General features: G+C 72.6%; 22 protein-coding genes. 13 read left to right on the top strand and 9 right to left on the bottom strand.

From position 1 onward, the window contains the following. The first annotated feature begins 52 nt into the window (after window positions 1-52). The 4 genes from OIE67_RS14210 to OIE67_RS14195 all read left to right on the top strand — a co-directional run bounded on the left by OIE67_RS14210 (window position 53) and on the right by OIE67_RS14195 (window position 4,453). Window positions 53-1,519, top strand: a complete 1,467-nt coding sequence (locus OIE67_RS14210) for an MDR family MFS transporter (protein WP_326640336.1) — start codon at window positions 53-55, stop codon at window positions 1,517-1,519. 165 nt (window positions 1,520-1,684) lie between these two features. Then, window positions 1,685-2,431, top strand: coding sequence for a maleylpyruvate isomerase family mycothiol-dependent enzyme (locus OIE67_RS14205; protein ID WP_326640334.1), 747 nt, complete (start codon window positions 1,685-1,687; stop codon window positions 2,429-2,431). Between the two features lie 235 nt (window positions 2,432-2,666). Continuing rightward, entirely contained in the window at window positions 2,667-3,731 is a 1,065-nt protein-coding gene (locus OIE67_RS14200; RefSeq protein WP_326640332.1) for a Glu/Leu/Phe/Val dehydrogenase dimerization domain-containing protein, read from the top strand. Between the two features lie 107 nt (window positions 3,732-3,838). Next, on the top strand, window positions 3,839-4,453 hold the full coding sequence (locus OIE67_RS14195) for a DUF6461 domain-containing protein (protein WP_326640331.1): 615 nt from the start codon (window positions 3,839-3,841) through the stop codon (window positions 4,451-4,453). A 9-nt stretch (window positions 4,454-4,462) separates the two neighbouring features. On the opposite strand, the gene OIE67_RS14190 is transcribed toward OIE67_RS14195, so the two are convergent. Next, window positions 4,463-5,029 carry a dihydrofolate reductase family protein gene (locus OIE67_RS14190; protein ID WP_326640330.1) on the bottom strand — a complete coding sequence of 189 codons (567 nt, stop codon included), beginning with the start codon at window positions 5,027-5,029 and terminating at the stop codon, window positions 4,463-4,465. Between the two features lie 144 nt (window positions 5,030-5,173). Between OIE67_RS14190 and OIE67_RS14185 the strand changes: the two genes are divergently transcribed. Next, window positions 5,174-5,410 (top strand): SDR family oxidoreductase, encoded by a 237-nt coding sequence (locus tag OIE67_RS14185; protein ID WP_326640328.1) that lies wholly within the window; start codon window positions 5,174-5,176, stop codon window positions 5,408-5,410. Between the two features lie 44 nt (window positions 5,411-5,454). Here the strand turns inward: OIE67_RS14185 and OIE67_RS14180 are convergent, their stop codons facing one another. Next, window positions 5,455-8,163, bottom strand: coding sequence for an FHA domain-containing protein (locus tag OIE67_RS14180; RefSeq protein WP_326640326.1), 2,709 nt, complete (start codon window positions 8,161-8,163; stop codon window positions 5,455-5,457). A 195-nt stretch (window positions 8,164-8,358) separates the two neighbouring features. On the opposite strand from OIE67_RS14180, the gene OIE67_RS14175 reads away from it, so the two are divergent. Together OIE67_RS14175 and OIE67_RS14170 are read left to right on the top strand one after the other, a co-directional pair. Then, the gene (locus OIE67_RS14175; protein ID WP_326640324.1) at window positions 8,359-9,633 is read left to right on the top strand and encodes an amidohydrolase; all 1,275 of its coding nucleotides are present in this window, start codon (window positions 8,359-8,361) and stop codon (window positions 9,631-9,633) included. A 110-nt stretch (window positions 9,634-9,743) separates the two neighbouring features. Then, entirely contained in the window at window positions 9,744-10,451 is a 708-nt protein-coding gene (locus tag OIE67_RS14170) for a histidine phosphatase family protein (RefSeq protein ID WP_326640322.1), read from the top strand. On the opposite strand, the gene OIE67_RS14165 is transcribed toward OIE67_RS14170, so the two are convergent. From OIE67_RS14165 to OIE67_RS14145, 5 genes are all read right to left on the bottom strand, one after another. After that, window positions 10,350-10,895 carry an NUDIX domain-containing protein gene (locus OIE67_RS14165; protein ID WP_326640320.1) on the bottom strand — a complete coding sequence of 182 codons (546 nt, stop codon included), beginning with the start codon at window positions 10,893-10,895 and terminating at the stop codon, window positions 10,350-10,352. The two genes, OIE67_RS14170 and OIE67_RS14165, sit on opposite strands and share 102 nt — an antisense overlap. A 28-nt stretch (window positions 10,896-10,923) precedes the next feature. Beyond that, a complete protein-coding gene (locus OIE67_RS14160; RefSeq protein WP_326640318.1) occupies window positions 10,924-11,754 on the bottom strand; it encodes a carbohydrate deacetylase in 831 nt (276 codons plus the stop codon). Continuing rightward, window positions 11,751-13,217, bottom strand: coding sequence for an MFS transporter (locus tag OIE67_RS14155; RefSeq protein ID WP_326640316.1), 1,467 nt, complete (start codon window positions 13,215-13,217; stop codon window positions 11,751-11,753). The genes OIE67_RS14160 and OIE67_RS14155 overlap by 4 nt, the downstream gene beginning before the upstream one ends. Window positions 13,218-13,265: 48 nt before the next feature. Continuing rightward, a complete protein-coding gene (locus tag OIE67_RS14150; RefSeq protein WP_326640314.1) occupies window positions 13,266-14,339 on the bottom strand; it encodes a Gfo/Idh/MocA family protein in 1,074 nt (357 codons plus the stop codon). Between the two features lie 107 nt (window positions 14,340-14,446). Then, window positions 14,447-14,569, bottom strand: coding sequence for a hypothetical protein (locus OIE67_RS14145; RefSeq protein ID WP_326640312.1), 123 nt, complete (start codon window positions 14,567-14,569; stop codon window positions 14,447-14,449). Here OIE67_RS14145 and OIE67_RS14140 point away from each other — a divergent pair. The 4 genes from OIE67_RS14140 to OIE67_RS14125 all read left to right on the top strand — a co-directional run bounded on the left by OIE67_RS14140 (window position 14,568) and on the right by OIE67_RS14125 (window position 17,728). Next, window positions 14,568-14,867, top strand: a complete 300-nt coding sequence (locus OIE67_RS14140; RefSeq protein WP_326640310.1) for a hypothetical protein — start codon at window positions 14,568-14,570, stop codon at window positions 14,865-14,867. The two genes, OIE67_RS14145 and OIE67_RS14140, sit on opposite strands and share 2 nt — an antisense overlap. 462 nt (window positions 14,868-15,329) lie before the next feature. Next, window positions 15,330-15,836, top strand: coding sequence for a DinB family protein (locus OIE67_RS14135; RefSeq protein WP_326640308.1), 507 nt, complete (start codon window positions 15,330-15,332; stop codon window positions 15,834-15,836). 101 nt (window positions 15,837-15,937) lie between these two features. Then, the gene (locus OIE67_RS14130) at window positions 15,938-17,137 is read left to right on the top strand and encodes a flavin-dependent oxidoreductase (protein WP_106251109.1); all 1,200 of its coding nucleotides are present in this window, start codon (window positions 15,938-15,940) and stop codon (window positions 17,135-17,137) included. Between the two features lie 102 nt (window positions 17,138-17,239). Next, complete coding sequence (locus tag OIE67_RS14125; RefSeq protein ID WP_106251108.1) at window positions 17,240-17,728, top strand: carboxymuconolactone decarboxylase family protein; 489 nt, start codon at window positions 17,240-17,242, stop codon at window positions 17,726-17,728. Window positions 17,729-17,784: 56 nt separating this feature from the next. Here the strand turns inward: OIE67_RS14125 and OIE67_RS14120 are convergent, their stop codons facing one another. Together OIE67_RS14120 and OIE67_RS14115 are read right to left on the bottom strand one after the other, a co-directional pair. Then, the gene (locus OIE67_RS14120; protein WP_326640300.1) at window positions 17,785-18,198 is read right to left on the bottom strand and encodes a discoidin domain-containing protein; all 414 of its coding nucleotides are present in this window, start codon (window positions 18,196-18,198) and stop codon (window positions 17,785-17,787) included. Beyond that, window positions 18,101-20,764, bottom strand: a complete 2,664-nt coding sequence (locus tag OIE67_RS14115; protein WP_326640298.1) for a discoidin domain-containing protein — start codon at window positions 20,762-20,764, stop codon at window positions 18,101-18,103. Before OIE67_RS14115 ends, OIE67_RS14120 begins: the two co-directional genes overlap by 98 nt. 263 nt (window positions 20,765-21,027) lie before the next feature. Between OIE67_RS14115 and OIE67_RS14110 the strand changes: the two genes are divergently transcribed. Continuing rightward, window positions 21,028-22,392 carry a DUF1996 domain-containing protein gene (locus OIE67_RS14110; RefSeq protein ID WP_326640296.1) on the top strand — a complete coding sequence of 455 codons (1,365 nt, stop codon included), beginning with the start codon at window positions 21,028-21,030 and terminating at the stop codon, window positions 22,390-22,392. A 48-nt stretch (window positions 22,393-22,440) separates the two neighbouring features. Next, entirely contained in the window at window positions 22,441-23,496 is a 1,056-nt protein-coding gene (locus tag OIE67_RS14105) for a LacI family DNA-binding transcriptional regulator (protein WP_326640295.1), read from the top strand. Window positions 23,497-23,612: the final 116 nt, after the last annotated feature.

The following is a 23,612-nucleotide window of genomic DNA, read 5'->3' as shown; positions in this document are numbered from 1 at the left end:
CCGGCTCCCCGGCGACCACCGGTTCTCCCCCGACGACCCCGAACGAGGTTCCGTGACCATCTCAGAGCTCGACTCACCCGCCAAGCCCGCGGCCGCCGCGTCCGGCCGCACGCCGCCCGTGATCCGGCTGCTGGTGCTGGCCACGTTCGTGGTCATCCTCAACGAGACGATCATGATCAACGCCATTCCCGGGCTGATGGCGGCGTTGCACATCACCGAGCAGACCGCGCAGTGGCTTTCCACCGCCTTCATGCTGACCATGGCCGCGGTCATCCCGATCACCGGCTGGTTCCTCCAGCGGGTGTCCACCCGGGCCGCCTACGCCACCGCGATGGGGCTGTTCCTGCTCGGCACCGCGCTGGCCATGGCGGCGCCGTCGTTCGCCGTGCTGCTGGTCGCCCGGATCGTCCAGGCGTCCGGGACGGCCGTGATGATGCCGCTGCTGATGACCACCCTGATGCGCGTGGTGCCCGAGGAGGACCGCGGCCGGGTGATGGGCAACGTCACCCTGGCCATGTCGGTCGCGCCCGCGATGGGCCCGACGGTCTCCGGCGTGATCCTGCAGTTCGGGTCCTGGCGCCTGCTGTTCGCCGCGGTGCTGCCCATCGCCGCCCTGATCGCGTGGGGCGGCCTGAAGCGGCTGGAGAATGTCGGCGAGACCGAGCGCGGCAGCATCGACTGGTTCAGCGTGGTGACCGCCGCGGCCGGTTTCGGCGGCCTGGTCTACGGGCTCAGCCGGTTCGAGGGCGGCGACGCCGGTGTGGCCGTCGCGATCGTGGTGGGCGGGCTGGTCACCATCCTCGGCTTCGTCCTGCGCCAGCTGTGGCTGCAGAAGCACGGTGTGCCGCTGCTCGACCTGCGCACGCTGCGCCAGCGCACCTACACCGTCTCGCTGATCCTGCTGTCGGTGGCCTTCATGGCGATGCTCGGCTCGATGATCCTGCTGCCGCTCTACCTGCAGAGCCTGCGCGGGCTCAGCGCCCTGGAGACCGGGCTCCTGGTGATGCCGGGCGGCCTGGCGATGGGGCTGCTCGGCCCGACGGTCGGCCGCCTGTTCGACCGGTTCGGCGGCCGGGTGCTGGTGGTGCCCGGCGCGATCGGCATCATGCTCGCGCTCACCGGCTTCACCCAGGTGTCGATGACGATGCCGTTCTGGCAGATCCTGGGCCTGCACGCGCTGCTGATGGTGAGCCTGGCCGCGACCTTCACCCCCGTCTTCACCCTCGGGCTCGGCGCGGTCCCGCCGCGGCTCTACTCCCACGGCAGCTCGATCCTGAGCACGCTGCAGCAGGTGGCGGCGGCCTTCGGCACCGCGCTCGTGATCACCGTGATGAGCGCGCGAGCCGAGGCCCTGACCTCCGCCGGAGTCAGCGAGGGCCTGGCCGACCTGGGCGGCATGCGGCTGGCGTTCATCATCGGCGCGGCGCTGTCCGTGGCCGTGGTCGTCGCCGCCCTGCTCCTTCCGGCCCGCGCGTCGGACACCGGCGAACACGACGGACCCGCCTGGCCCGCCCACTGATCCGGCGAGCCCTCCCCCGCGGTCTTCGCACCGGCCGTCACCGCCACTCCAGGGCGGTGGCGGCCGTCGTCGTTCAGCGGCGCACGAGGGTTGCCGGGTGCTGGCCGGTACGCCAGGGCAACCAGCAGCGGTGCCACGTCCGGGCGCCCGTGTTTGACTTGCTGCATGGATCAGCGCCGGTACTTGGACCTCATCGAGCTGGACTACGCGCGGCTGCGCGACACCGCCACCCGTGATCTCGCCGCCCCGGTGCCCCACTGCCCCGGGTGGACCACCGCCGACCTGCTCAAACATGTCGGCGACACGTTCCTGCACAAGGTCGAGACGATGCGCCGGGGCGCCTGGCCGAAGCCCTGGCCACCCGAGCCGGATCCGAAGGGGCCGGCGGCATACCTGAACCGCGCCATGGCCGAGCTGCGTGGCGAGCTCGCCTCCCGGCCGCCGGAGGAGCCGGCACTGACGTGGTACGACCCCGACCAGACCGTCGGCTTCTGGGCCCGCAGGATGGCGCTGGAGACGGCGGTGCACCGGGTGGACGCCGAGCTGGCGGCCGGCGAACCCCTCATGCCGATCCCGGCCGACCTGGCGGTGGACGGCATCGACGAGATCCTCGTGACCTTCCTCGCCTTCGCCTCCCGCCAGTGGCCGGAGGACTTCGGCGATGCCCTGGCCGGCGCGGACGGTCGCGCGGTGTCGATCACCACGGGAGCGAACGGCTGGCTCGTCCGCCTGGCCGCCTCAGGCGTCGAGGTCGCCGGGGACGACGCGCCGGGAGAGGCGTCGATCTCGGGCGCGCCCCAGGATGTGCTGCTGTGGCTGTGGCGGCGGGCGGACGACGCGACGCTGACCTTCGACGGCGATCCCGGACTGGTGCGACGGCTGCGCGACCTGCTGAAGGAGGCGACGCAGTAGGCCGGACGCCGGGTTCCGTTCTCACGCGGGTCCGCCGACGGGGCGGGCGGCGTTGCGGGCGGTTTGCGGGCCGCGTTGCGGGCGGCGTTGCGGGCGGTTTGCGTGGTGCTGCGAATTTCTTGGGGCCGCGATTTTCTTGGTGCTGCGATGGACAGGGCGCGGGTTGGCGTCGAGATTGGTCGGCAGGCGCCGTCCTCTTCCGGGCGGCGCCGATCGGACGATGTGAGGAGCGCGCATGAGGATCGTGGAGCTCGCCTCGGTGGACGGGTACATCGCCTTCGACCTTGACTGCCCGACCAGCGCGGGCGGCACCCGGCTGGCCCCCGACGTGACCCCCGGCGAGGCGGGGCTGCTGGCGCGGGCGATGACGTACAAGCTGGCCGTGCTGGGCGAACGGATCGGCGGTGCCAAGGCGGTGCTGCGGGCCGAGCCCGCGGACCGGGAGGCCACCGTGGCCCGTTACTGCCGGGAGATCACCCCGCTGGTCGAGAAGGGGGACTTCCTGACGGCTTCCGACCTGGGCACGCGTACGCAGGACTTCGCGCCGCTGCCCGGTTACCGTCCCGACGCGGTGATGCACCAGGAGGTCGGCGGCGAGCTGGTGGACACGATGGTGACCGGGCTGGGGGTGGTGGTCGCGGCGGAGACGGCGCTCGGCGGTCTGGACGAGCGGACGCTCGCGGTCGAGGGGTTCGGCAAGGTGGGCGGCGCCGTCGTGCGGGAGGCCGTGCGGCGGGGCGCGCGGATCGTGGCGCTGTCGACGCTGCGCGGGTGCGTGACCGACCCGGCGGGGCTGGACGTGGCCGTTCTGGAGGACCTGCGGGCCGAGCACGGCGACGCCTGCGTGGAGCGGCTCGGGCTGCCCGTGCATCCGGCCGAGGCACTGTACGAGGTGGCGGCGGACGTGCTGGTGCCCGGCGCGCGCACCGGCACCCTGACCGCCGGGCGAGCCGCCGGGGTCCGCGCCCGTGTCGTCGCCCCGGCGGCGAACGTCCCGTACACGGACGGCGGCCTGCGTACGCTTCGGGAGCGTGGCGTCGTGACGCTGGCGGACTTCGTCTGCGGGGCCGGCGCCACGATCGGCTACATCTCGGAACGCACCCGCGAGGTCACCGACGCCACCTCCGCCCGTGCCCTGGTGGAGAAGCGGGTCGCCGGGCTCACCAGCACGGCGCTTGAGCATCCTGACGGGCCGTTCGCGGGTTCGTGCGCCGTGGCCGAGGGCTTCCTCGCCACCTGGCGCGCCCCTGACGGCCTCCCCGACGGCCCACCCCTCGCCCCCGAACCCGCCCCCCGCTAAGACACGCCACTCGGCGGGCCGGCGCGGCAGGGCGTCGCACCCCACCGCTCTCCGCACCGGCGCGCCGGCTGACCGTTTCTGTCGCTCCCGGCTGGCACCATGCCGGCATGATCGCGACTGCCGCCGACTACGCCTGGTTCACCTTCCGCCGGTTCACCTACGACGAATACACCGATCTGCGGGAGGCATACTGCTTCACCCTCGTTCGCGGCCTGACACCGGAGCAGGTCATCACCCGGACCGGGGCCGAGGCCGGCGATTTTCCGCCGATGGGGCTCAAGGAGCTGATCAGGACAGCGTTCTCCAGCTCCGTCAGACCCGATTCCGGGTACGGCCATTTCTTCGGGGTGGTCGCCGTCGATGACTGGGCGTTCATCGTCGAACCCAATGGCTTCATGGGCGTATGCCCGGACATCGCCGGGCGGCTGTCGGCGGGCACCCTGCTGGTCTCCCATTTTCTCAATGTCAACGGAGTGGAGGACTTCCTCTGTATGGAAGACGGCCGCGAGCGCATGGCCTTGGAGTCGAGCTCTCCTGACGCCGACTCCTCCATCAGATCAGCCGAGGAATTCGACGAGATCGCGCGGCTGGTCGGTTTCGACCTCGCGCACAGCAGTGAGTCGTTCTTGGCGATGGCCGAGTACCTGACCGGAGTCAAAGTAACGCCCGAATTGCTGGAACAGTCGCTCTACCTGTGCGGAGTCGCGCCCCCATCGCCGTGACCAGCGCTTTCAGGGGCGGTGGACGCGGTAGTGGAGGTGGGTGACGTCGGGGGTGGTCAGCTGGCGGACCTGCTCCAGCTCGACGACCTCGGCCGGCAGGTGGTCGAAGAGGCGGCGGCCCGCCCCCAGCAGGACCGGAACGACGTGCAGCTCCATCTCGTCCAGTTCCCCGGCCCGCAGCAGGGCCTGCGCCGCCCCGGCCCCGTGCACCAGCACGGTTCCGTCGCCGGCGGCGGCGCGGGCCTGGGCGGCGCATTCGGCGGCGTCGGTGACGTAGCGGACGCTGCCGGGCGGCGCCTCGCCGGGCACGTCGTGGGTCAGGACGAAGATCGGTACGCCGTCGTGGTGGTCACCCTGCCAGCGGCCGGCCAGCTCGTACGTACGACGTCCGGCGATGACCGCCCGGGTGGCCATCGCCTCGGCGTACACCTCCCCGCTGGGCCCCGGGTCGTTGCGCCGATCGAGCCAGTTGAACAGCCGGAACCCGCCGATGCCCATCGGCGCGTCCACGCTGTCGTCGGGCCCGGCCACGTAGCCGTCCAGCGACACGGTCATGTAGAGGACGATCTTGGCCATGGGTTCGTTCCCTTCGGGGGTGCGGGATGTCACCCGTACTTGACCTACCTGACGGGGAGAACTCATCGGTCCGCGGGCGGCGGTTCCCCGGTCGTCATGCGGTGCCGTACGTCGAGGGTGAGCCTTTCGAGGAGGGTCGCGAGCGTGGCCCGTTCCGCCGCCCTCAACCCCGTGACCAGGGAGGCCTCGCGGCCGAGCACCGAGTCGACGGAGCGCTCGATGAGCGCGTGCCCCTCGTCCGTCAGCGAGACCGCGACGCTCCTGCGGCCCGGCACGCCGGGCGACATCGCCGAGACCGTCTTCTTCCTCGCCTCACCCGGCGCCCGGCACATCAACGGCCAGACCGTCCACGTGAACGGCGGCGCGTTCACCACCCGGTGAGCGGGCGTCTGGGTCAGAACGCCGCCGGCCAAGGGGCGGCGGGGTCACTTGCCGCGCATCACCGCCGGCTCGTGGCGGCGCAGCATGCGGGCCACCAGGAAGGCGCAGACGACCGCGAGCGCGGCCAGCGCGCTCATGTCCAGGATCCACGTGCCGAAGTCCTGGCTCCACAGGGGGTCCGGCGGGTCCTGGATGTGCGGGATGAGCTGCCCCACGTCGAGCGTGGCCGCCAGCGCGGCGAGCGCCCAGCGCGCCGGTACGAGCCACGACAGCTGCTCCATCACCGGCTTGTCGTCCAGGTGCACCAGCGCCCCGCAGAAGACCAGCTGGACCAGGGTGACGAGGACGAGCAAGGGCATGGTGGTCTCGCTGGTCTTGGCCAGCGCGGAGATGAGCAGCCCCACGGTCATCGCGGTGAACGACAGCAGCGCGACGGCGAGCGAGAGTTCGATCATCGGCGCCGTGAACACGCCCGTGTCGTACGTCTTGACGTTCAGCATCGCCACGTACGTCAGCACCACGCCCTGCGCCACGGTGATCACGCCGAGGACGAGCATCTTGGAGCAGAGATAGGCCGAGCGGGACAGCCCGACCGCCCGTTCTCGCTGGTAGATGGCGCGTTCCTTGACCAGTTCGCGGACGGCGTTGGCGGAGCCGGTCAGGCAGCCGCCGATGCACAGGATCAGCAGCAGGTTCGCCGAGTTGCCGTTGCTGTTCGGCGGGCCCATCAGGTTGCCCGTCGGGACGACGCGGGCCAGCAGGCCCATCACGATGGGCAGCGCGACGGTGATGCCGAGGAAGAGGCGGTCGGCCACGATGCCGCGGCAGTAGCGGCGGACCAGCGTGCTGAGCTGCTCCGGCCAGCTCTGCTGCTTCGGCGGCAGCTCGCGCTGGACGGGCTGCCGCGCCGCGACCGGCTGGATCAGGTCGGCGGCGATGTACTGCTGGTACTGCGGGGACCGCGCGTACTCGCCGGCCCAGTCCCTGGCCGGGTCGTCGAAGGCGATGAACACGTCCGCCCAGTCGGTGAAGCCGAGGAACGGCAGCGCCTCGTCGGGCGGGCCGAAGTAGGCGATCTTCCCGCCGGGCGCCATCACGAGGAGCCGGTCGCAGATGTCCAGGTTGGCGACGCTGTGGGTGACGACGGCGACGGTACGGCCCTCGTCGGCCAGGCCGCGCAGCATCTGCATCACCGACTTGTCCAGCCCCGGGTCCAGGCCGGAGGTGGGCTCGTCGAGGAAGAGCAGGGACGGCTTGGTCAGCAGTTCGAGGGCGACGCTGACGCGCTTGCGCTGGCCGCCGGACAGCGACGAGATGCGGTTGTCCTTGCGGTTGGCCAGGCCGAGCTGCTGGAGCACCTCGTCGACGCGGGCCTTGCGCTCGTGCTGCCGGGTGTCGTCGGGGAAGCGCAGCTCGGCGGCGTAGATGAGGGCGCGGCGGACGGTGAGCTGGCTGTGCAGGATGTCGTCCTGCGGCACGAGGCCGATGCGGGAGCGCAGCTCGGCGTAGTCGCGGTAGAGGTCGCGCCCGTCGTACGTGACGACGCCCTGGTCGGCGGGGCGCAGGCCGGTGAGGGCGCGCAGCAGGGTGGACTTGCCCGAGCCGCTGGGGCCGATCACGGCCAGCAGGCACTTCTCGCCCACCGGGAACGACGCGTGGTCGAGCAGCACCTTGCCGTCCCCCACGGTGACGGTGAGGTCGTGGGCCTGGAGGCAGACCTCGCCCGTGTCGGCGTACTCCATGAGCGTGTCGCCCACGAGCTGGAACGACGAGGGACCGATGCCGATGAGATCGTCGGGCGTGACGCGGGCCCGCCGCACACGCTGTCCGTTGACGTAGGTGCCCATCCTGCTGCCCACGTCGACGATCTCGTGGCCGCCGGCGTCGATGCGCAGCTCGGCGTGCCGCCGAGACACCCTCAGGTCGGTGAGGACGATGTCGTTCTCGGGCGCCCGGCCGATGCTGACGATCTGCGCCCCGCCGAGGTCCCTGACCGTGGCCGGCTGACGCCACTGTCCGGAACGGGGCAGGCGGAGCGTCGGCGTGGGCCCGGCGCCGCCCGGCTGCGAGGGCCCTGAGGAGGGCGCGGCCAGCCGGAGCGTGGGTGTGGGCGTGGCCATGGGCACCGCACCGCCCGGCTGCGCGGGCTGCCGGCCGGACACGTAGGGCGCGGGCCGAGGCGGAGGAATGGGCGCCGGCGCGGACGCGGGCGGAGGGACGGCGGCGGGCGCGGACGCGGGCGGAGGCGGGGTCCAGGCGGCCGGCTGCGGCGGTGGGATCCGTGCGCCAGGCTGCGGGGACGGGGTCCGCGCACCGGGCTGAGGCGGGGGCTGTGCGCCTGGCGGCGAAGTCCGTGCGTCCGGCTGTGGCGGCGAGAGTCGTGCGCCCGGCGGTGGTGGCGGGGTCCAGGCGCCCGGTCGCCATGGGGTCTCCTGGGGCGGGGGCGCGGTCGGGGCCGCGGTGGGGGCGCGGAAGGTGATGGTGCCGCCGTCCGTCGGGTGGCCGAGGTCGATCCTGCTGCCCGGGGCGACGACGACCCGCTGCACCCGCCGGCCGCCCAGGTACGTGCCGCCGCGACTGCCCACGTCCTCCAGCATCCACTGGCCGCCCTCGAACCGCAGCTCGGCATGCGTCCGTGAGACCCGCTCGTCGCTGACGACGACGTCCGACCTCGGGTCGCGGCCCAGCCGGTACGCCCGGCCGGGATCGAGGGTCACGGACACGCCATGGCCTTCGACGACAAGCTGCGTCACGGAAGCGCCTTTCTCACGGAGAACCAGAGGCGACGATAGCCCCGAACAGCCGACCGTAGACAGACTTTTCCCGCTAAGAAGGACGTTTCAAAAATGCTCGTACCGACGGCGGGAGGCGGGCGGGCCCCTCCGACCTGGCCGGAGACGCCCGGCGTACACTCGCCGGAGAGATCACCGACTGGAACGGGCACGCGCATGACCGCTACCACCGACGCCGTCCTGGCCGGGCTCGACGACGCCACGTGCGACGAGCTCGCCGGCCTCTACCGTGACCTGCACCGCCACCCCGAGCTGTCCTTCCAGGAGGAGCGCACGGCGGGCGTCGCCGCCGACCGGCTGCGCGCGGCCGGGTTCGAGGTGCGCACCGGGGTCGGGGGCACGGGCGTCGTGGGCGTGCTGCGCAACGGCGACGGGCCTGCGGTGGTACTGCGCGCCGACATGGACGGGCTGCCGGTGGCCGAGGCGACCGGCCTGCCGTACGCGAGCACCGCGACCACCCAGGACGCCGAGGGCCGGCGGGTGCCGCTCATGCACGCCTGCGGCCACGACGTGCACGTGACCTGCCTGGCGGGCTCGGCCGCCGCGCTGGCCGCCGGGCGCGAGCGGTGGCGGGGCACGCTGGTGGCGGTGTTCCAGCCGGCGGAGGAGGTGGCGGGCGGGGCGCGGGCCATGGTGGACGACGGGCTGCTCGACCTGATCGGCCGCCCCGACGTCGTGCTCGGCCAGCACGTCTTCCCGCGGCCGGCGGGCAAGGTGCTGGTCAGCCCGGGCGAGGTCATGGCCGCCGCCGACAGCCTGGAGATCCGCCTGTACGGCCGGGGCGGCCACGGCTCGCAGCCCGAGCACACGGTGGACCCGGTGGTGCTGGCCGCGGCCACCGTGATGCGGCTGCAGACCGTCGTGTCGCGCGAGGTGTCGCCGTTCGACCGCGCCGTGCTGACCGTGGCCCAGATCCACGCGGGTCACAAGGAGAATGTCATCGCCGACGAGGCGAGCATCACCGTCAACCTCCGCTCGTTCTCGCCCGAGGTCAGGCGCAGGCTGCTGGACGGGGTGGAGCGGGTGGTGCGCGCCGAGGCCGCGGCGTCGGGGGCGCCCCGCCCGCCCGAGCTGCGCACCCTCAACTCCTTCCCGCTGACCGTGAACGATCCGGGCGCCACCGCCGTCGTCCGGCAGGCGTTCACCGCACGGTTCGGGGCGGAGCGGGTGACGGATCTGGCGCCGCTGATGGGCAGCGAGGACTTCGGCGTCATCGGCGCCGGGGCCGGGGCGCCCTCGGTCTTCTGGGGGCTGGGCTGCGCCGACCCTGAGACGTACGAGCGGGCGGTGCGGGAGGACCGGCTGGCCGAGGACGTGCCGGGCAATCACTCCCCCGCGTTCGCACCGGTGATCTCGCCGACGCTGCGCATGGGCGCCGAGGCGCTGGTCACGGCGGCACTGGCCTGGCTCACGCCCGGCGACCCGGCCTGACTCTCCCGGCCCGGCGCGACGCACCCGGACCGGCCCGGCGCGACGCTTCCGGACCCGGCCTCGATCCACGGCCGGGGTGATCGGAGCATGGGGGGGTATCGTCCCGTGTTGTGGCAGCTGAGAGCACGAAGCCGGTCGAATACCGGCAGGGCGGGTTCCGCACCCCGCCAGGGGCGACCGAGGTTCTCCTCGTCCGGCACGGCGAGTCCGAGCCCGCCCGCCCCGACCGCCCGTTCGCCCTGGTGGACGGCCAGGGCGATCCGGAGCTCGCGCCCGAGGGCCACGAGCACGCGCGCCAGGTGGGCCGGCGGCTGGCGACCGAGCGCGTGGACGCGATCTACGTGAGCCCGCTGCGGCGTACGTCCCAGACGGCCGCGCCGCTGGCCGCCCGGCTCGGCCTGACGCCGGTGGTGGATCCGGACCTGCGCGAGGTGCATCTCGGCGAGTGGGAGGGCGGGCTGTTCCGGCGCCTGGTCGCGGAGGGGCATCCGACCGCGAAACGCATGGCGGCCGAGGAGCGCTGGGACGTGATCCCGGGCGCCGAGCCCGCCGCGGACTTCTCCGACCGGGTGCGCAAGGCGCTCGGCAGGCTGGCCGCCGCCCACCCCGGCCGGCGGATCGTGGTCGTCACCCACGGCGGCGTGATCGCCGAGGCGCTGGCGGCGGCCACGGGGTCGCGGCCGTTCGCGTTCCTGGGCGCGGACAACGGGTCGGTGTCACATCTGGTGCTGACCGAGGCCCGGTGGATCCTGCGGCGCTTCAACGACACCGCGCACCTCGACCCCGCCTTCTCCACCACGGCCGCGCTGCCCACCTGACGCCTCGATCAGCAGGCGGTGCGACTCCAGCAGCCCTTCGGGCAGGTCGCCGGGGGCGCACCAGCGGGCCTCCAGGATCTCCGTCGGGTTGAGCCGCAGGGTGCCGCCGCCGGCGTAGCGGGCCTCGTACGCCACGTCCACCCGCAGCTGGAATCCGCTCCTGAGCTGCACCAGCCTGCCAACGGCGACCTCCAGCCCGGTCTCCTCCCGCACCTCGCGGGCGACCGTCTGCTCGAACGTCTCCCCGCGCTTCGCCCCGCCCGTCGGCAGCCCCCACGGCCGCCGCTCGGTCCAGAAGCGGTGCCGCAGCAGCAGCACGTTGCCGTCAGGGTCGCGTACGACGCCGGTCACCCCGATCATGAAGGTGGCCTGGGACAGGTAGAGCAGCCGCCATCGCAGCCGCGCGCCGAGGACGTGCCAGAGCCGGGCGAGCAGCCGCCTCACCGCCCGCTCCCCCGGCGGGCGCGGGCCGTCAGTCCCACCAGCCCTCGACCACCTCGACGTCCTCGCTCTCGATGGCGCCGTGCCACACCGGGTCACGCAGCAGCCGCGCCTCCCATGATCGTACGACGCCGTCCGGCCCTTCGACCGCGTCCTCGCGGGACGGGTGCAGGAACAGTTCACTGGTTCCCTCGGGCAGGGCGGCGAGCCGGCGGAGGTAGTCGTCCCTGAGCGTCTCGTACGTGCCCAGTTCGGCGGCCGTGTGCCGGTTGGTGGCGATCGTCTCCGGGATGGCCACGCCCAGCGCGTCGGCGTGGGCGACGGCGCGCTCGTGCGCCCCCGCGAACGGCGGCGGGAGCGGCCCGCCGAAATACGGCTCGGGGTCACGGGGCAGCCGGAAGGCCAGGCCGTGGCGCGCGCACCATTCGAGCGTCTCGGCCAGCCACGACCTGCCGTGCAGGCCGTACAGGGTGCCGGCGTGGGAGTCGGCCGCCACGGGCGCGAGGTCGCGCTCGCGCATCCAGCGCAGCTGCGCCTCCGCCTCCTCCATGACGTCGGGAGCCTCGCCGCGGGCGCCGAGGACCATCGGGTCGGCGCTGAGGGTCCCGTCCTGATCGGCGAGGCTGCCGGTGACGGCGAGCGGCTGCCAGCGCGGGAGGCCGCGCTCGCTGGTGAGCGTCACGTGCAGCCGGGGCAGCACGCCGAGCTCCCTGACCTGCTTCGCGGCCGCCTCCGCGACCGGTGAGACGCAGATGAGCGTGGTCGCGGAGACGTTCCCCTCGGCCAGCAGCTCGGCGATGACCTCCGTGGTCCCCTGCTCACGGCCGAGGTCGTCGGCCGTGATGACGAGCCGGCGGCTCATAGAGGCCGCTCCGCAGCCGGTCCCGCAGGCTCTGGACGCTCCTCGGCCGGTCCCGCGAGCTCATCCATCGGTTCCTCCTCAGCGCTGTTCGCCGGCCCGTCCTCGGGGCCCGGGTCAGGCGGCGGGACCGGGTCGGTCGCCTCGGGCGGCGTCTCGATCGGGACCGAGACGATCCGCGCCGCGATCGCGCCGATCGCCGTCAGCACGAACGGATACACGCACAGGTACATCCGGAACGCGAGCCCCGGGTCGGCGCCGGGGTCGGCGCCCGAGTTGTAGCCGAAGAACACGCCCAGCGAGGTGAGCGCGAGCCCGGTCACGATCCCGTTGAGCCGCCCGAAGAAGCCGAACGCCGACAGGAACAGCCCTTCGCGGTGCTCCCCGTTGCGGACCGCGTCCGCGTCCAGGACACGCGCGACGATCAGGTCGTTCGTCGCCAGCATGCCCGACCAGCCGGCGCCGACGAGCATGCCCGCCGCGATCGCGGTGACCAGGCCGGTGGCGAAGAACAGGGCGGCGAAGCCGGCCGCGAGGACCGCGAAGGCGATCCGCCAGGCCCACAGCGCGCCCCGCCGGGCGACCAGGCGGGTCCACACGACGAGGCCGCCCGCGGTGACGAGGATGACGATGCCCTGGAGGTAGAGGGCGTTCACGACCGGGAGCCCGAGCGAGTAGCGCACGTACAGCTGGATGCCCGACAGCACCAGCGCCATGGCGATGCCGTAGCAGGCGCCGATGAGCCCGACCGACCAGAACATCGGGTTGCGCACGATCGACCACAGGCTCGGCAGCAGCCGCGGCCGCTCGCGCGTGGAGTAGCGCGGCCGCTCGCGCGCGCTGAGCGCCATGAACGCGATCACGACGAGCGCGACCGCGCCGTAGATGATCGCCGTGGTGCGGAAGCCCTCGGTGGACTCCTCGGTGCCGAACACGCTCGTCGTGAGCAGCGGGGTGACCGCCAGCGAGAGCACGAGCGCCACCAGCTGAAAGCCCTGGCGCAGGCCGTTGGCGACCGCGCGGTCGCGCTCGCGCGGGTAGAGCTCGGGCAGCAGCGCGCCGTAGTTGGCGTTGATCATCGAGTCGAAGGCCTCGCACAGGATCGCGAACACCGCGAACCACAGGACGAGCCCCATGCCCCGCAGCGAGGACGGCGCGGAGAAGAACGCGATCATGCAGGCCACCAGCATCGGCGCGCCGACGAGCAGCCACGGGCGGCGCCTGCCGAAGCGGCTGCGGGTGCGGTCGGACAGATGGCCGAGCAGCGGGTTGTCGACCGCGTCGATGACCGCGTAGATCACCATGACCACGCCGTAGGCGCGTACGTCGAGCCCGAGGATGTCGACGTAGTAAAGGATCATCGATCCTTTGATCATGTTGATCGGGATGGAGGTGCCCAGCATCCCGATGGCGTAGCGCCACGCGGGGGTCCGCCCCGGGGCGGGGGTCGTACGGGGCTCGGACACGCGATCACTACCTTTCCCTGAGCTTCCCTGAGCCTGGGGGCGGGGGGGTCAGCTCGCCCAGGACTCCGTACCCGTGGTGACCGGGCCGCCGGTCTTGGTGGACTCGCCGATGGCGAGCCCGATGAGGTGGTCCTGGCAGGCCTCGGCCAGCGGGTACGGCGCCGGCCCCTCCTGCCGTGCCCAGGCGCCCGTGCGTTCGAGCAGGTCCGCGACCGCGATGTCGTCGTCGGACAGGCCCGACCCGGCGAACGGGTTGCGATAGATCACCCGCCCGTCGAAGCTGATGTGCCGCAGGTCGCGTGCCTCCAGGTCGAGGTCCACGCCGGTGTCGCGGCGGATCAGCCGTGACTCCACCGGCGTGACCGGGTCGGCCAGCCGGACCACCCGGTCGTCGGCCAGCTCACCGGTCGAGCCGCGCACGACGATGCGCCGCGACAGCAGCGGGTTCCACCACTGGTTGTCGGTGAAGTCGTACAGGCCCATCCGGCCGCCGAAGCCGATCGTGGCGATGGTGGTGGACATCTGGCGGGGCGTGCCGTCCCCGCGCCAGCCGGCGGAGGTCAGCGGGTCGGCCAGCGGCGCCTCGAACGCTCCCGCGCGGACCTCGGCGGGCTCGAACCCGACGCCGAGCAGGCCGCGGATCATCGACACCGCGTGGTAGAGGTGCGTGGAGGAGACCTGGACCGAGGTCGGCTCGCCGATCACGCCGTCGCGCACGATCGCCAGCCGGGCCGCGTGCCCGGGCATCAGCAGGTACTGCTCGGCCACCTGCACCAGCCCGGTGCCGCCGACGTCGGCCCAGAGCGAGCGCAGCCCGGCCAGGTCGGGCGCGGGCGGCGTCTCGGCGAGCACGGGCAGCCCGAGCGCGGCCACCTCGCGGACGGCGCCCGGCATCGCGTCCCAGGTCACCGCCGCGGCGAGGTAGTCGGGCCGCTCGTGAGCGAGCAACTCGCCGATCGAGCCGAAGGCAGGCACGCCCCACTCCGCGGTGATCGCGGCGCCCCGGCCGGTGCTGCGGGTCACGATGCCGGCCACCCGCAGCCGGTCCGGCATCGCCTTCGCCAGCCGCAGGAAGAACCGGGTCCGCCGCCCGCTGCCGATCACACCGAACGTCGTGGTCATCGAAGCCGGACCTCCCTGGGGGAACGCTGGAACGATTCCGCGTGGGGCGAAACCGGCAACAGCGTACTTCGCCGGAGATCAGGACGGGAGGGAGGGGACGGGACGGGTCACAAGGTGCGGCGGAAGTCCCGCACCTTCGTCCAGACCGCCTTGTGCTCCGCCCGGCGCACGGTCCCGATCTCCTTCGCGTTGACGGCGGTCGTCGTATTGGTGCGCACCTTGCTCCGCATGGCCTTCAGCCGCCCGATCGAGGCGCGGGCGGCGTTGGCCAGCGCGGAGTTCGACGCCCATCCGGACGGCGGCTTCCCGGCGAGGAACGCCTCCAGTTCCTGGATGGCCGCCGTCAGCTTCCTGTCGGCGTCGTGGTGCTGCGGGTCGGCCGGCTCGTCGCCTTCGAGGCCGATCGCGTGCTGGAGCGAGGCGGTGCCGAAGGTGTCGCTCTCCTTGCCGTTCTCGTCCTCCCCGTGGAAGGTGCGGTCGCCGGCGTCGACGGTCGCGTACGGCAGGGCGTTGCGGAAGGTGAGGTAGGCCGTGGTCGCCTGCTCGCCGTTCTCGTCGTGTGCGAGCCCATTCCCCGATGCCGGCCGGAGTGGCCGGCCGGCCGTCGGTCTTCACCTCCGGTTTGGCCTGCGGCTTGAACTCGACGGTCAGTTCCGTGCGGGCGGCGTGCGCGGCCCAGTCGTTGGGCGGCGGGACCACGATCGGGGGGTTTGCCCCTTCTGGGCAGCGACGCGCGGGTCTTGGGCGGCGTCCTCACCTCGACATCGGATCCCGGCTCCGGCGCCGAGAGGTCCGGCTTCTTTCCTCTCGGGCCGGGTGACCTCTGCTTCTTCGTCGGGCTCTTCTGCCTGTCGCGCTTGCTCATCGCTCCCCCTCAGGTCGGCGTACCGGGAAGGCCAGAGGGTCGGAGGCCGCCCCGGGGCGTTAAATACGTTGCGCCCGCACGAGTGGCCGAGCAGCATCTAGATCGGACGCTGCGAAGGGGAACCCATGAACACGGTCCTGCTCGACACGATCCGCCACAACGCCTGGGCGACCGGGCGGCTCATCGAGTTCTGCCGGGATCAGCGGCTCTCGGCGGAGCAGCTGGAGGTGCGCGGGGTCGGCACGTTCGGCGGCATCCTCTCCACGCTGCGGCACATCGTCGACGCCGACGGGAGCTACGTGCGGCGCCTGGCCGCGACCGAGATCCCCTGGGTGGACGACGAGCGCGAGGCCGACCTGGACGAGCTGCTGAAACGGGCGTCGGAGGCCGCGCGGCTGTGGGAGGAGGTGCTGGCCCGGCCGATCGACGTCGAGGCCGTGCTCGTCATCGACGAGGGCACGCGCGAGACCCGCACGGGCATCTTCCTGGCCCAGGCCGTCAACCACGCCAACCACCACCGCGAGCAGGTCTGCGCCATCCTGACCGGCCTCGGCATCCAGCCGCCTGACATCCAGGCCTGGGAGTACGCCTGGGTCACCGGGCGCATCTGGGACCGTCCCGCCGGCTCGTAGCCATCCGGGGCCGGAGAGACGACCATGTGAATACGGCGGAGCTGATCCGCCAGCCGCCGAGCGCGACGACCAGGAGCAGGCGAACGGCCATCGGAGGCCTCATGACGACGCGACCCCCGCGCGTGATCATCGCAGGAGCCGGCATCGCCGGGCTGACGGCGGCCCTGAGCCTGCACGCGGCGGGCATCACGGACGTGACCGTCCACGAGGCGGTGGCGGAGCCGCACCCGCTCGGGGTCGGCATCAACATCCTCCCGCACGCCGTGCGCGAACTCATCGAGCTCGGCCTGGGCGAGCGGCTGGCCGCGATCGGCGTGGCGACCGCCGACCTGACCTTCCTCACCCACCGCGGGCAGCGGATCTGGTCCGAGCCGCGCGGGCTGCGGGCCGGCTACCGGTGGCCGCAGTACTCGATCCATCGCGGCCGGCTGCAGATGATGCTGCTGGAGGCGGTACGCGAGCGCCTCGGCCCGGAGTCGGTCGTCCTCGGCTCCCCCGTCACCGGCCTCGACCATGACGCCGACCTGCTCGTCGGCGCCGACGGCATCCGCTCCAGCGTCAGGCAGGCCCTGTTCCCCGGTGAGGGCGAGCCGGTGCCGGGCGGCGACGTGCTGTGGCGCGGCACCACGTACGCCAAGCCGTTCCTGACCGGCGGCTCCATGCTGATGATCGGCGACAGCACGCAGAAGCTGGTCATCTACCCCGTCGCGCCGCCCGGCGACGACGGCACCCAGCTGATCAACTGGGCCGTCCAGCACCGGGCGCGGGTCGAGGGCGTGCCCACGGGCGACTGGAACCAGCCCGTCGAGGTGGAGCGCGTGCTGCCCCACGTGCGCGGCTGGCACTGCGACGAGCTGGACGTGCAGGCGCTCATCGAGGGCGCGGAGCAGGTGTTCCAGTACCCGCTGGTCGATCGTGACCCGTTACCCCGCTGGTCGGCGGAGCGGGTGACGCTGATGGGCGACGCGGCGCACCCGATGTACCCGACCGGCTCCAACGGCGGCACCCAGGCCGTCATCGACGCCCGCGTCCTGGCGTACGCGCTGGCCCACGGCCTGGGCCTGGAGTTCTACGAGGAGCAGCGCCGGCCGGTCACGAACAACATCGTGCTGGCCAACCGGAAGGACGGGCCCGAGGTCATCCTGCGGCTGGCCTGCGAACGCGCCCCGGGCGGCTTCGCCGACGTCGAGCAGGTCCTGCCGCTGGCCGAGCGCGAGGAGATCGCCCTGCGCTACAAGCAACTGGCCGGTTTCGAGCCCGCCACCCTGAACGCCCGCCGCAGCTGGACGGTGCACCCGTAACCCCTCCCCTGAGCTTCGGTGATCGAACCGCGCGGGCGGGCGCCGCGTATCCCCTGCCGTAACGCAGGCGCCTTTTCAACGAGCGGGAAGAGAGCCACGCCCATGTCTGATGCCACCGTCACCCGGATCGCGATCAAGGACGTGACCCCGGACGTCTCCAGCGCGATGAGCGCGCTGCACGAGGCGGCCCTGGCCGCGGCGCGGGCCGCCGGCATCGAGCCGGAGTTGCTGCAGCTGGTCAGGATCCGCGCGTCCCAGATCAACGGTTGCTCCCTCTCGCTCACCCGGCACCTCCGGGACGCGCGCGCCATGGGCCAGAGTGAGCAGCGCATCCGCGACGTGCGGGCCTGGCGCAACAGCAAGGTGCTCACTCCCCGGGAGCGGGCCGCGTTGTCGCTGACGGAGGCGATCACGCTGGTCTTCGCCGGTCAGGTGCCGAACTCCGTGTACGCCGAGGCGGCGAGCCTCTTCGACGAGACCCAGCTGGCGGCGCTGATCTGGGCCGCGACCGTGATCAACACGCACAACCGGATCGCGATCACCACCCGGCTGGAGGGCAGCGGCGCGCCACCGATCGCGGCCGCCGGATGAACCGCGGGTTCCGGGCGGCGTCCCGGGCCGTGGCCGGGACGCCGCTTCCTGACGCGTCAGCCGTACACGCCGAACTCCCACAGCGAGTAGCCGTACGCGGTGCCGCGCCGGGTGAGGTTCAGCCGGACGTAGCGGGCGGAGGTGTTCAGCGCGATCTCGTCGAAGCCGCCGTCACCGCTCGCGGTGCTGTACGCGGTCGTCCAGCCGGCCCCGTCGACCGAGGTCTGCACCTCGTAGGCCGCGCCGTAGGCGTCCTCCCAGCCGAGCTGGACGTGCTTGATCGCGGCGGTCCGCCCCAGGTCCACCTGTATCCACTGCGGATCGGCCCACTCGCTGGCCCAGCGGGTGGTGAAGCTGCCGTCGGTGGCCCGGTCAGGGGTGAACGGGCCGCCGTCGCCGTTCGCCTGGTAGGTCGAGGCGGTGGTCGGCCGGCCCCTGGCCAGGTCGGTGCCCGGGACGACCGGCGGCACCACGCGGAACGAGCGCTGCTCGATGCCGGCGTTGCCGTGGCCGTCGTAGGCGTAGACGTACACCTTCCACACGCCCATCCGCTCCGGCGCCGTCACCGCGAACCTGCCCGGGCCCGTCTCGGTGAAGCGCGCCTGGGTCAGGCCGCGGTTGCCGGTGATGTGCTTGTCGCCGACCATGACGTTGTAGCGGATCAGGTCGCCGTCCGGGTCGGACGCGGCGACCTCGACGGCGAACTCCTTGCCCGCCTGCACGGCGGTCTGCGAGCCGACCGTCATCGAGGTGATCGCCGGTGGTGTGTTGCCGGTGGCCTGGCCGGTGTAGGCGCGTTTGAGCGCGTGGTAGCCGTGCCGGCGCCAGCCCCCGGTCGTGGTGTTGAGCCAGACGCCGCCGAAGTCGTTCTCCAGGCCGTAGTGGAACTCGGTGGCGCCGAGCGCGACGCCGGCGTGGCCCGTGACGGCGTTCCAGCTCGCCAGGTACATGTCCCGTTTCTCCAGGTCGCCCGGCTCGTCGGGCACGCCGTTGACGTCGTCCGGGACCTCCCACTCGCCGTCGGGTCCCGCCTCGGTGACGATGTACGGCCGGGTGTGCCCGCCGGCGATCCAGTCCTGCCTGACGGTGTGGATGGCGCCGTAGGAGTTGACCGCCAGCAGGTCGAGGGCAGGGGCGTGCGCCTTGTAGGTAGGTCCAGGCGTGCGTGTAGGCGTCGGTCGAGGTGACCGGGTGGTTCGGGTCGGCGGCGTGGATCGCCTGCGCCACCTCGTTGACGAATGTCGCGTAGGCGACCCGCCGCTGCTCGACCACGTCGGCCGGCAGGCCGTGGTCCTGCATGGTGAGGATCACCTCGTTGCCGACGTCCCACATCAGCACGCCCTGGCGGTTCTTCAGCGCGTTGACGCGGGCCACGATCTCGTTCTTCACGCTCGTCTTGTACGCGGTGTCGCCGACGTAGTCGGCACCCTGGTTCAGCCAGTGCCCGACGATGACCTTGACGCCGTGCCGGGCCGCGGTGTCCAGCAGCGCGGGGGTGTGCGCGTCGTCGACGCCCCAGGTGCGGATCGTGTTGACCCCCATGGCCTTCAGGTCGCGCATGTACCCGTCGGCCGCGGCCTGCGGCGGGCCGTAGGTCACCCCCTTGATCAGGTACGGCGAGCCGTTCACGGTCAGCCGCCAGTCGCCCTGCGAGCCGGTCACCCGCACGACGCTCGGCCCGGCGGGGACGGGCGGGTCGCTCATCTCGGCGGGGACGGAGCCGGCCTGCCGGGAGACCGCGACCCAGTCCACACTGAGCTCGCCGCCGGAGGTGGTGGCGGCGGTGGGCGTGGTGACGCCGGCCAGGGTGTTCGGCAGCGAGCCGCCGACGGCCAGGTCGAGGCGGAGGTAGAAGCCGTGGTGCACGGCGGCCTTCCAGGCGGCCACGCCGACCTGGCTCTCGCGGACGACCCAGGTCTGCCTGCCGTCGAGGTAGAAGCGGATCTCCTCGTCGGTCTTCGTCCGGTCGACGACCTGGGTGTACTCGTGGTAGCCGGTGCGGCAGCCGGCACAACTGGCGAAGCCGCTGGTGCGGCCGTTGTACTCGTTGCACACGCCGTCGGGGGCGGTGCCGCAGTGCAGGGTGTTGGCGAGCTGGTCGCGGCCGTTGACGGCGGTCATGATGTCGGTCTCGCCGATGCCCGGCCAGTTCGTGTGGTCGCCGCGGAAGGCGGCGCCGGTCGCCCGGAAGCCGGGCCAGTAGCCGAGCCCGTTCGCGACGTCCGGCTGTTTGATCATCGCGCTGAACTTCAGCAGCTCGCCCGGCCTCGGCTCGAAGTCGGCGCGCCGGGTCTCGATCCGGGCGGAGGTCCAGCGGCCCGCGCCGTCCCTGATCGCCTTGATGGTCAGGCGGCCGTCGCCGAGGTGCACGTTGGCCGGCGCGTCGGTCATGGTCTCGACCTCGCCGGTGCCCCAGTCGGCCGGGCCACCGGGGTAGGAGGTGCCGGTGCGCGGGATCCAGTTCGCGGCCGACGGCGGGCTGCCGGCCGGGCCGGTGAAGTCGTCCCGCCAGACCTCGCTCCACGTGCCCGGGTCTGTTCCGGTTTCGCCATAGATTTGCATCTCCCAGAGGGAGTAGCCGTAGCCGGTCGCGCGGGTCGTGCCGTGCAGGCGGACGTGGCGTCCGGTGGCGGTGAGGTCGATGGTCTGGGTCCCGCCGGTGCCGGTGGTGGTGGTGTGGGCGTCGGTCCAGGTGCTGCCGTCGTTCGAGGTCTGGATCTTGAACGCGGTGGCGTACGCGCTCTCCCAGGTCAGCACGACGCGGCTGATGCGGGCGGAGGCGCCCAGATCGACCCGCAACCACTGCGGATCGCTGAACGAGCTGGACCACCGGGTGCCGGTCAGGTCCCCGTCGAACGCGGCCGCCGCGGCGTAGGCGGCCCCTTCCTGCGAGGAGGCGGTCGCCGGACGGCCCTGGGACAGCAGGCTGTCGGCCGCCGCCGGAGCGGGGAAGCCCAGCAGGGACACGATCAGGCCCGCCAGGGCGACGGCGACCGCCGTCAACCGGCGCGGGCCCGGACTGCGAGTGGGGTGCACGAGCTCTCCTACCGACGGGGGTGCCGGGCCGCGGGCACGGCTCAGGTGGGAGAGCGCTCTCCGTAGTGGAGAGTCCTCCCGCCCGGCCACGGAGTCAAGACCCATTTCTTCACCGGAGTGAAACACCCTGCTCATCCACCGGAAACGCGGCAGGCCAGGACACCCGCGGCCCCTCCCCCGCTTGACAACGGGTCACCGCGACGGTCACTCTTTTGGAGAGCGCTCTCCTACGTGTCGTGCCCGACCCGTCGGAGGAGAGACCCATGCCCCCTTCCCGCAGTCCCGCCACGTTCCCTCTCAGAGCGTTGTGCGTCGCACTCGCCGCAGTGGCCGCGCTGGTCGCGGCCGGCCTGACCACGCTCGTCCCCGCCTCCGCCGCCGACGGCCTGCTCTCGCAGGGGCGGCCGGCGACCGCCTCCTCCGTCGAGGGCACGGGTTACAGCGCCGGCGCCGCCGTGGACGGCAGCACCACCACGCGCTGGTCGAGCGCCGTCGCCGATCCGCAGTGGCTGCGGGTGGACCTCGGCGCCCCCGCCGCCATCAGCCGCGTCGTGCTCATCTGGGAGAACGCGTACGCCACCGCGTTCAGGATCCAGACCTCGAACGACGGCACCAGCTGGACCGACGCCTACGCCACCACCACCGGCACCGGCGGCGCCCAGACCATCGACCTCACCGCCACCGGACGCCACGTCCGCATGTACGGCACCAGCAGAGGCACCGGCTACGGCTACTCCCTGTGGGAGATGCGCGCCTACGGCACCGGCGGCTCGCCTGCCACGCCGAGACCCAGCCCGACGTACACCGACGAGGTGACCCACCACGAGTTCCAGGCCAACTGCTCGTGGACGGCGAACCGGCCCGACGACCCCATCGTCTACCCCGGCCTGCCCGGCGCCTCGCACATGCACACGTTCGTCGGCAACCGGACCACCCACGCGGGCAGCACGGCCGCCTCGCTGCTCGGCGGCGGCACCTCGTGCACCAATCCGCACGACCGGTCGGCGTACTGGTTCCCCAGCTTCTACAAGGGCGACCAGCTGATCCAGCCGACCGGCGACCAGGTCATCTACTACAAGTCGGGCATCCTGGAGTACTGGCGGGTGCAGCCGTTCCCGCAGGGCCTGCGCTTCGTCGTCGGCAGCCCGTACGCGAGCCTGGAGGAGTTCCGCGACGCGCCCGGCGCCGTGGAGGGCTTCGAATGCGGCGACCTGTCGCGCAGCTGGGACATCCCCCGCTCGTGCGCGACCGGCACCCAGGTCAACGTCCGCTATCAGGCGCCGAGCTGCTGGGACGGGGTCAACCTGGACAGCGCCGACCACAAGAGCCACATGGCCTACCCCGTCGGCGGCTACTGCCCGGCCGGGCATCCGGTGGCGGTGCCGATGCTGGAGTTCAAGATCGCCTTCCCGGCGGACGGCGACCTGTCCCAGGCCCGGCTGTCCAGCGGGCGCGGCTACACCTGGCACTACGACTTCTTCAACGCCTGGGACGACCCGGCGATCCTCGACGCGCTGGTGACCCACTGCATCAACGGCGGCCTCCAGTGCAACCCGCGCGGCTACGACCTGTACAAACCGCATCGCGGCGCCGCGCTGACCGAGGACTTCCAGCTTCCCCGGCCATGAGAGGAGAGTCCGGAGAGCGCTCTCCGAGCGCTGTGCTATAAAGGGCGGATGAGGCAAGATCCCTCGCCGTCATCAGGCTCGTCCATCACGCTGGAAGACGTGGCCCGCGCGGCGGGAGTCTCGCGGTCCACGGTCTCCCGGGTGATCAACGGCATCCGCAACGTCGACCCGGCGATCCAGGAGACCGTCAGACAGGCCATCGCCACCACCGGCTACGTGCCCAACCACGCCGCCCGTTCCCTCGTCACCCGGCGCACCGGCGCGATCGCGCTCGTCGTCTCGGGGGCGGGCGGCGAGGGCGCCGACGCCCCCTTTCCCGGCCAGGTCTTCGCCGACCCGTTCTTCGGCCGCGTCGTCGGCGGCATCGTGCGTTTCCTGCGGCCCCGGGGCATCCATCCGATCCTGATGTTCGCCGAGACCGCCGAGATCCACGCCCAGGTCCTCACCCACCTGCGTCACGGCAACGCCGACGGGGCGCTGCTGGTCTCCACCCACGCGGCCGACCCACTGCCCCGGCTGCTGGTCGAGGCGCGGGTGCCGGCCGTGCTGTTCGCCAGGCCGGCCGAGCCGATCCCGATCAGCTACGTCGACGTCGACCATCGGGCCGGGGCCAAGCTCGCCGCCGACCACCTCGTCGCCCGCGGCCGCCGCCGCGTCGCGACCGTCTCCGGCCCACTCGACGTGCTGGCCGGGCAGTCCCGGCTGACCGGCTTCCTGGACGCGATGGCCGCCCACGGCCACGCCTACGTGCCCCACGCCGAGGGCGGCTTCACCCATCACAGCGGCGAGGCGGCCATGGAGCGGCTGCTGACCGAGCAGCCCGGTCTCGACGGCGTGTTCGTGGCCAACGACCTGATGGCCCAGGGCGCGCTGGTCGCCCTGCGCCACCACGGGCGCCGGGTGCCCGAGGACGTGGCCGTGGTCGGCTTCGACGACAGCAGCGCGGCGACCGCGTGCCGGCCGCCGCTCACCACCGTCCGCCATCCGGTGGAGGACATGGCCGGGGCGATGGCGCGGATGTTGCTGGCCCACGTCGAACAGCCCGGACGCCCCGCCACCGCGAAGATCTTCGACCCCGTCCTCGTCGTCCGAGACTCCGCCTGACCCGCCCTCCCAGAGCTCGCCGCCGGGTTCTCCGGAACGGCCGGCCGCGCGCCGGGGATCCGGGAGAGCGAGCGCCGGGCGGAGGGCGGGTCGCTAGACTTGGCGATCTTCGTTGA

This window comes from Nonomuraea fuscirosea (genome assembly GCF_035917475.1).
GTDB classification, from domain to species: domain Bacteria; phylum Actinomycetota; class Actinomycetes; order Streptosporangiales; family Streptosporangiaceae; genus Nonomuraea; species Nonomuraea fuscirosea.
The sequence above is the reverse complement of the archived record's forward strand: the minus strand, read 5'-3'. Positions and strand labels throughout refer to the sequence as shown.

Bases quoted from the DNA above. Each gene is read 5' to 3' on its own strand.
- OIE67_RS14200 (WP_326640332.1), top strand. From the start codon at position 2,667: ATGAGGATCGTGGAGCTCGCCTCGGTGGACGGGTACATCGCCTTCGAC.
- OIE67_RS14190 (WP_326640330.1), bottom strand. From the start codon at position 5,029: ATGGCCAAGATCGTCCTCTACATGACCGTGTCGCTGGACGGCTACGTG.
- OIE67_RS14105 (WP_326640295.1), top strand. From the start codon at position 22,441: ATGAGGCAAGATCCCTCGCCGTCATCAGGCTCGTCCATCACGCTGGAA.
- OIE67_RS14175 (WP_326640324.1), top strand. From the start codon at position 8,359: ATGACCGCTACCACCGACGCCGTCCTGGCCGGGCTCGACGACGCCACG.
- OIE67_RS14140 (WP_326640310.1), top strand. From the start codon at position 14,568: ATGGCCTTCAGCCGCCCGATCGAGGCGCGGGCGGCGTTGGCCAGCGCG.
- OIE67_RS14195 (WP_326640331.1), top strand. From the start codon at position 3,839: ATGATCGCGACTGCCGCCGACTACGCCTGGTTCACCTTCCGCCGGTTC.
- OIE67_RS14110 (WP_326640296.1), top strand. From the start codon at position 21,028: ATGCCCCCTTCCCGCAGTCCCGCCACGTTCCCTCTCAGAGCGTTGTGC.
- OIE67_RS14205 (WP_326640334.1), top strand. From the start codon at position 1,685: ATGGATCAGCGCCGGTACTTGGACCTCATCGAGCTGGACTACGCGCGG.
- OIE67_RS14145 (WP_326640312.1), bottom strand. From the start codon at position 14,569: ATGCGGAGCAAGGTGCGCACCAATACGACGACCGCCGTCAACGCGAAG.
- OIE67_RS14160 (WP_326640318.1), bottom strand. From the start codon at position 11,754: ATGAGCCGCCGGCTCGTCATCACGGCCGACGACCTCGGCCGTGAGCAG.
- OIE67_RS14150 (WP_326640314.1), bottom strand. From the start codon at position 14,339: ATGACCACGACGTTCGGTGTGATCGGCAGCGGGCGGCGGACCCGGTTC.
- OIE67_RS14125 (WP_106251108.1), top strand. From the start codon at position 17,240: ATGTCTGATGCCACCGTCACCCGGATCGCGATCAAGGACGTGACCCCG.
- OIE67_RS14130 (WP_106251109.1), top strand. From the start codon at position 15,938: ATGACGACGCGACCCCCGCGCGTGATCATCGCAGGAGCCGGCATCGCC.
- OIE67_RS14135 (WP_326640308.1), top strand. From the start codon at position 15,330: ATGAACACGGTCCTGCTCGACACGATCCGCCACAACGCCTGGGCGACC.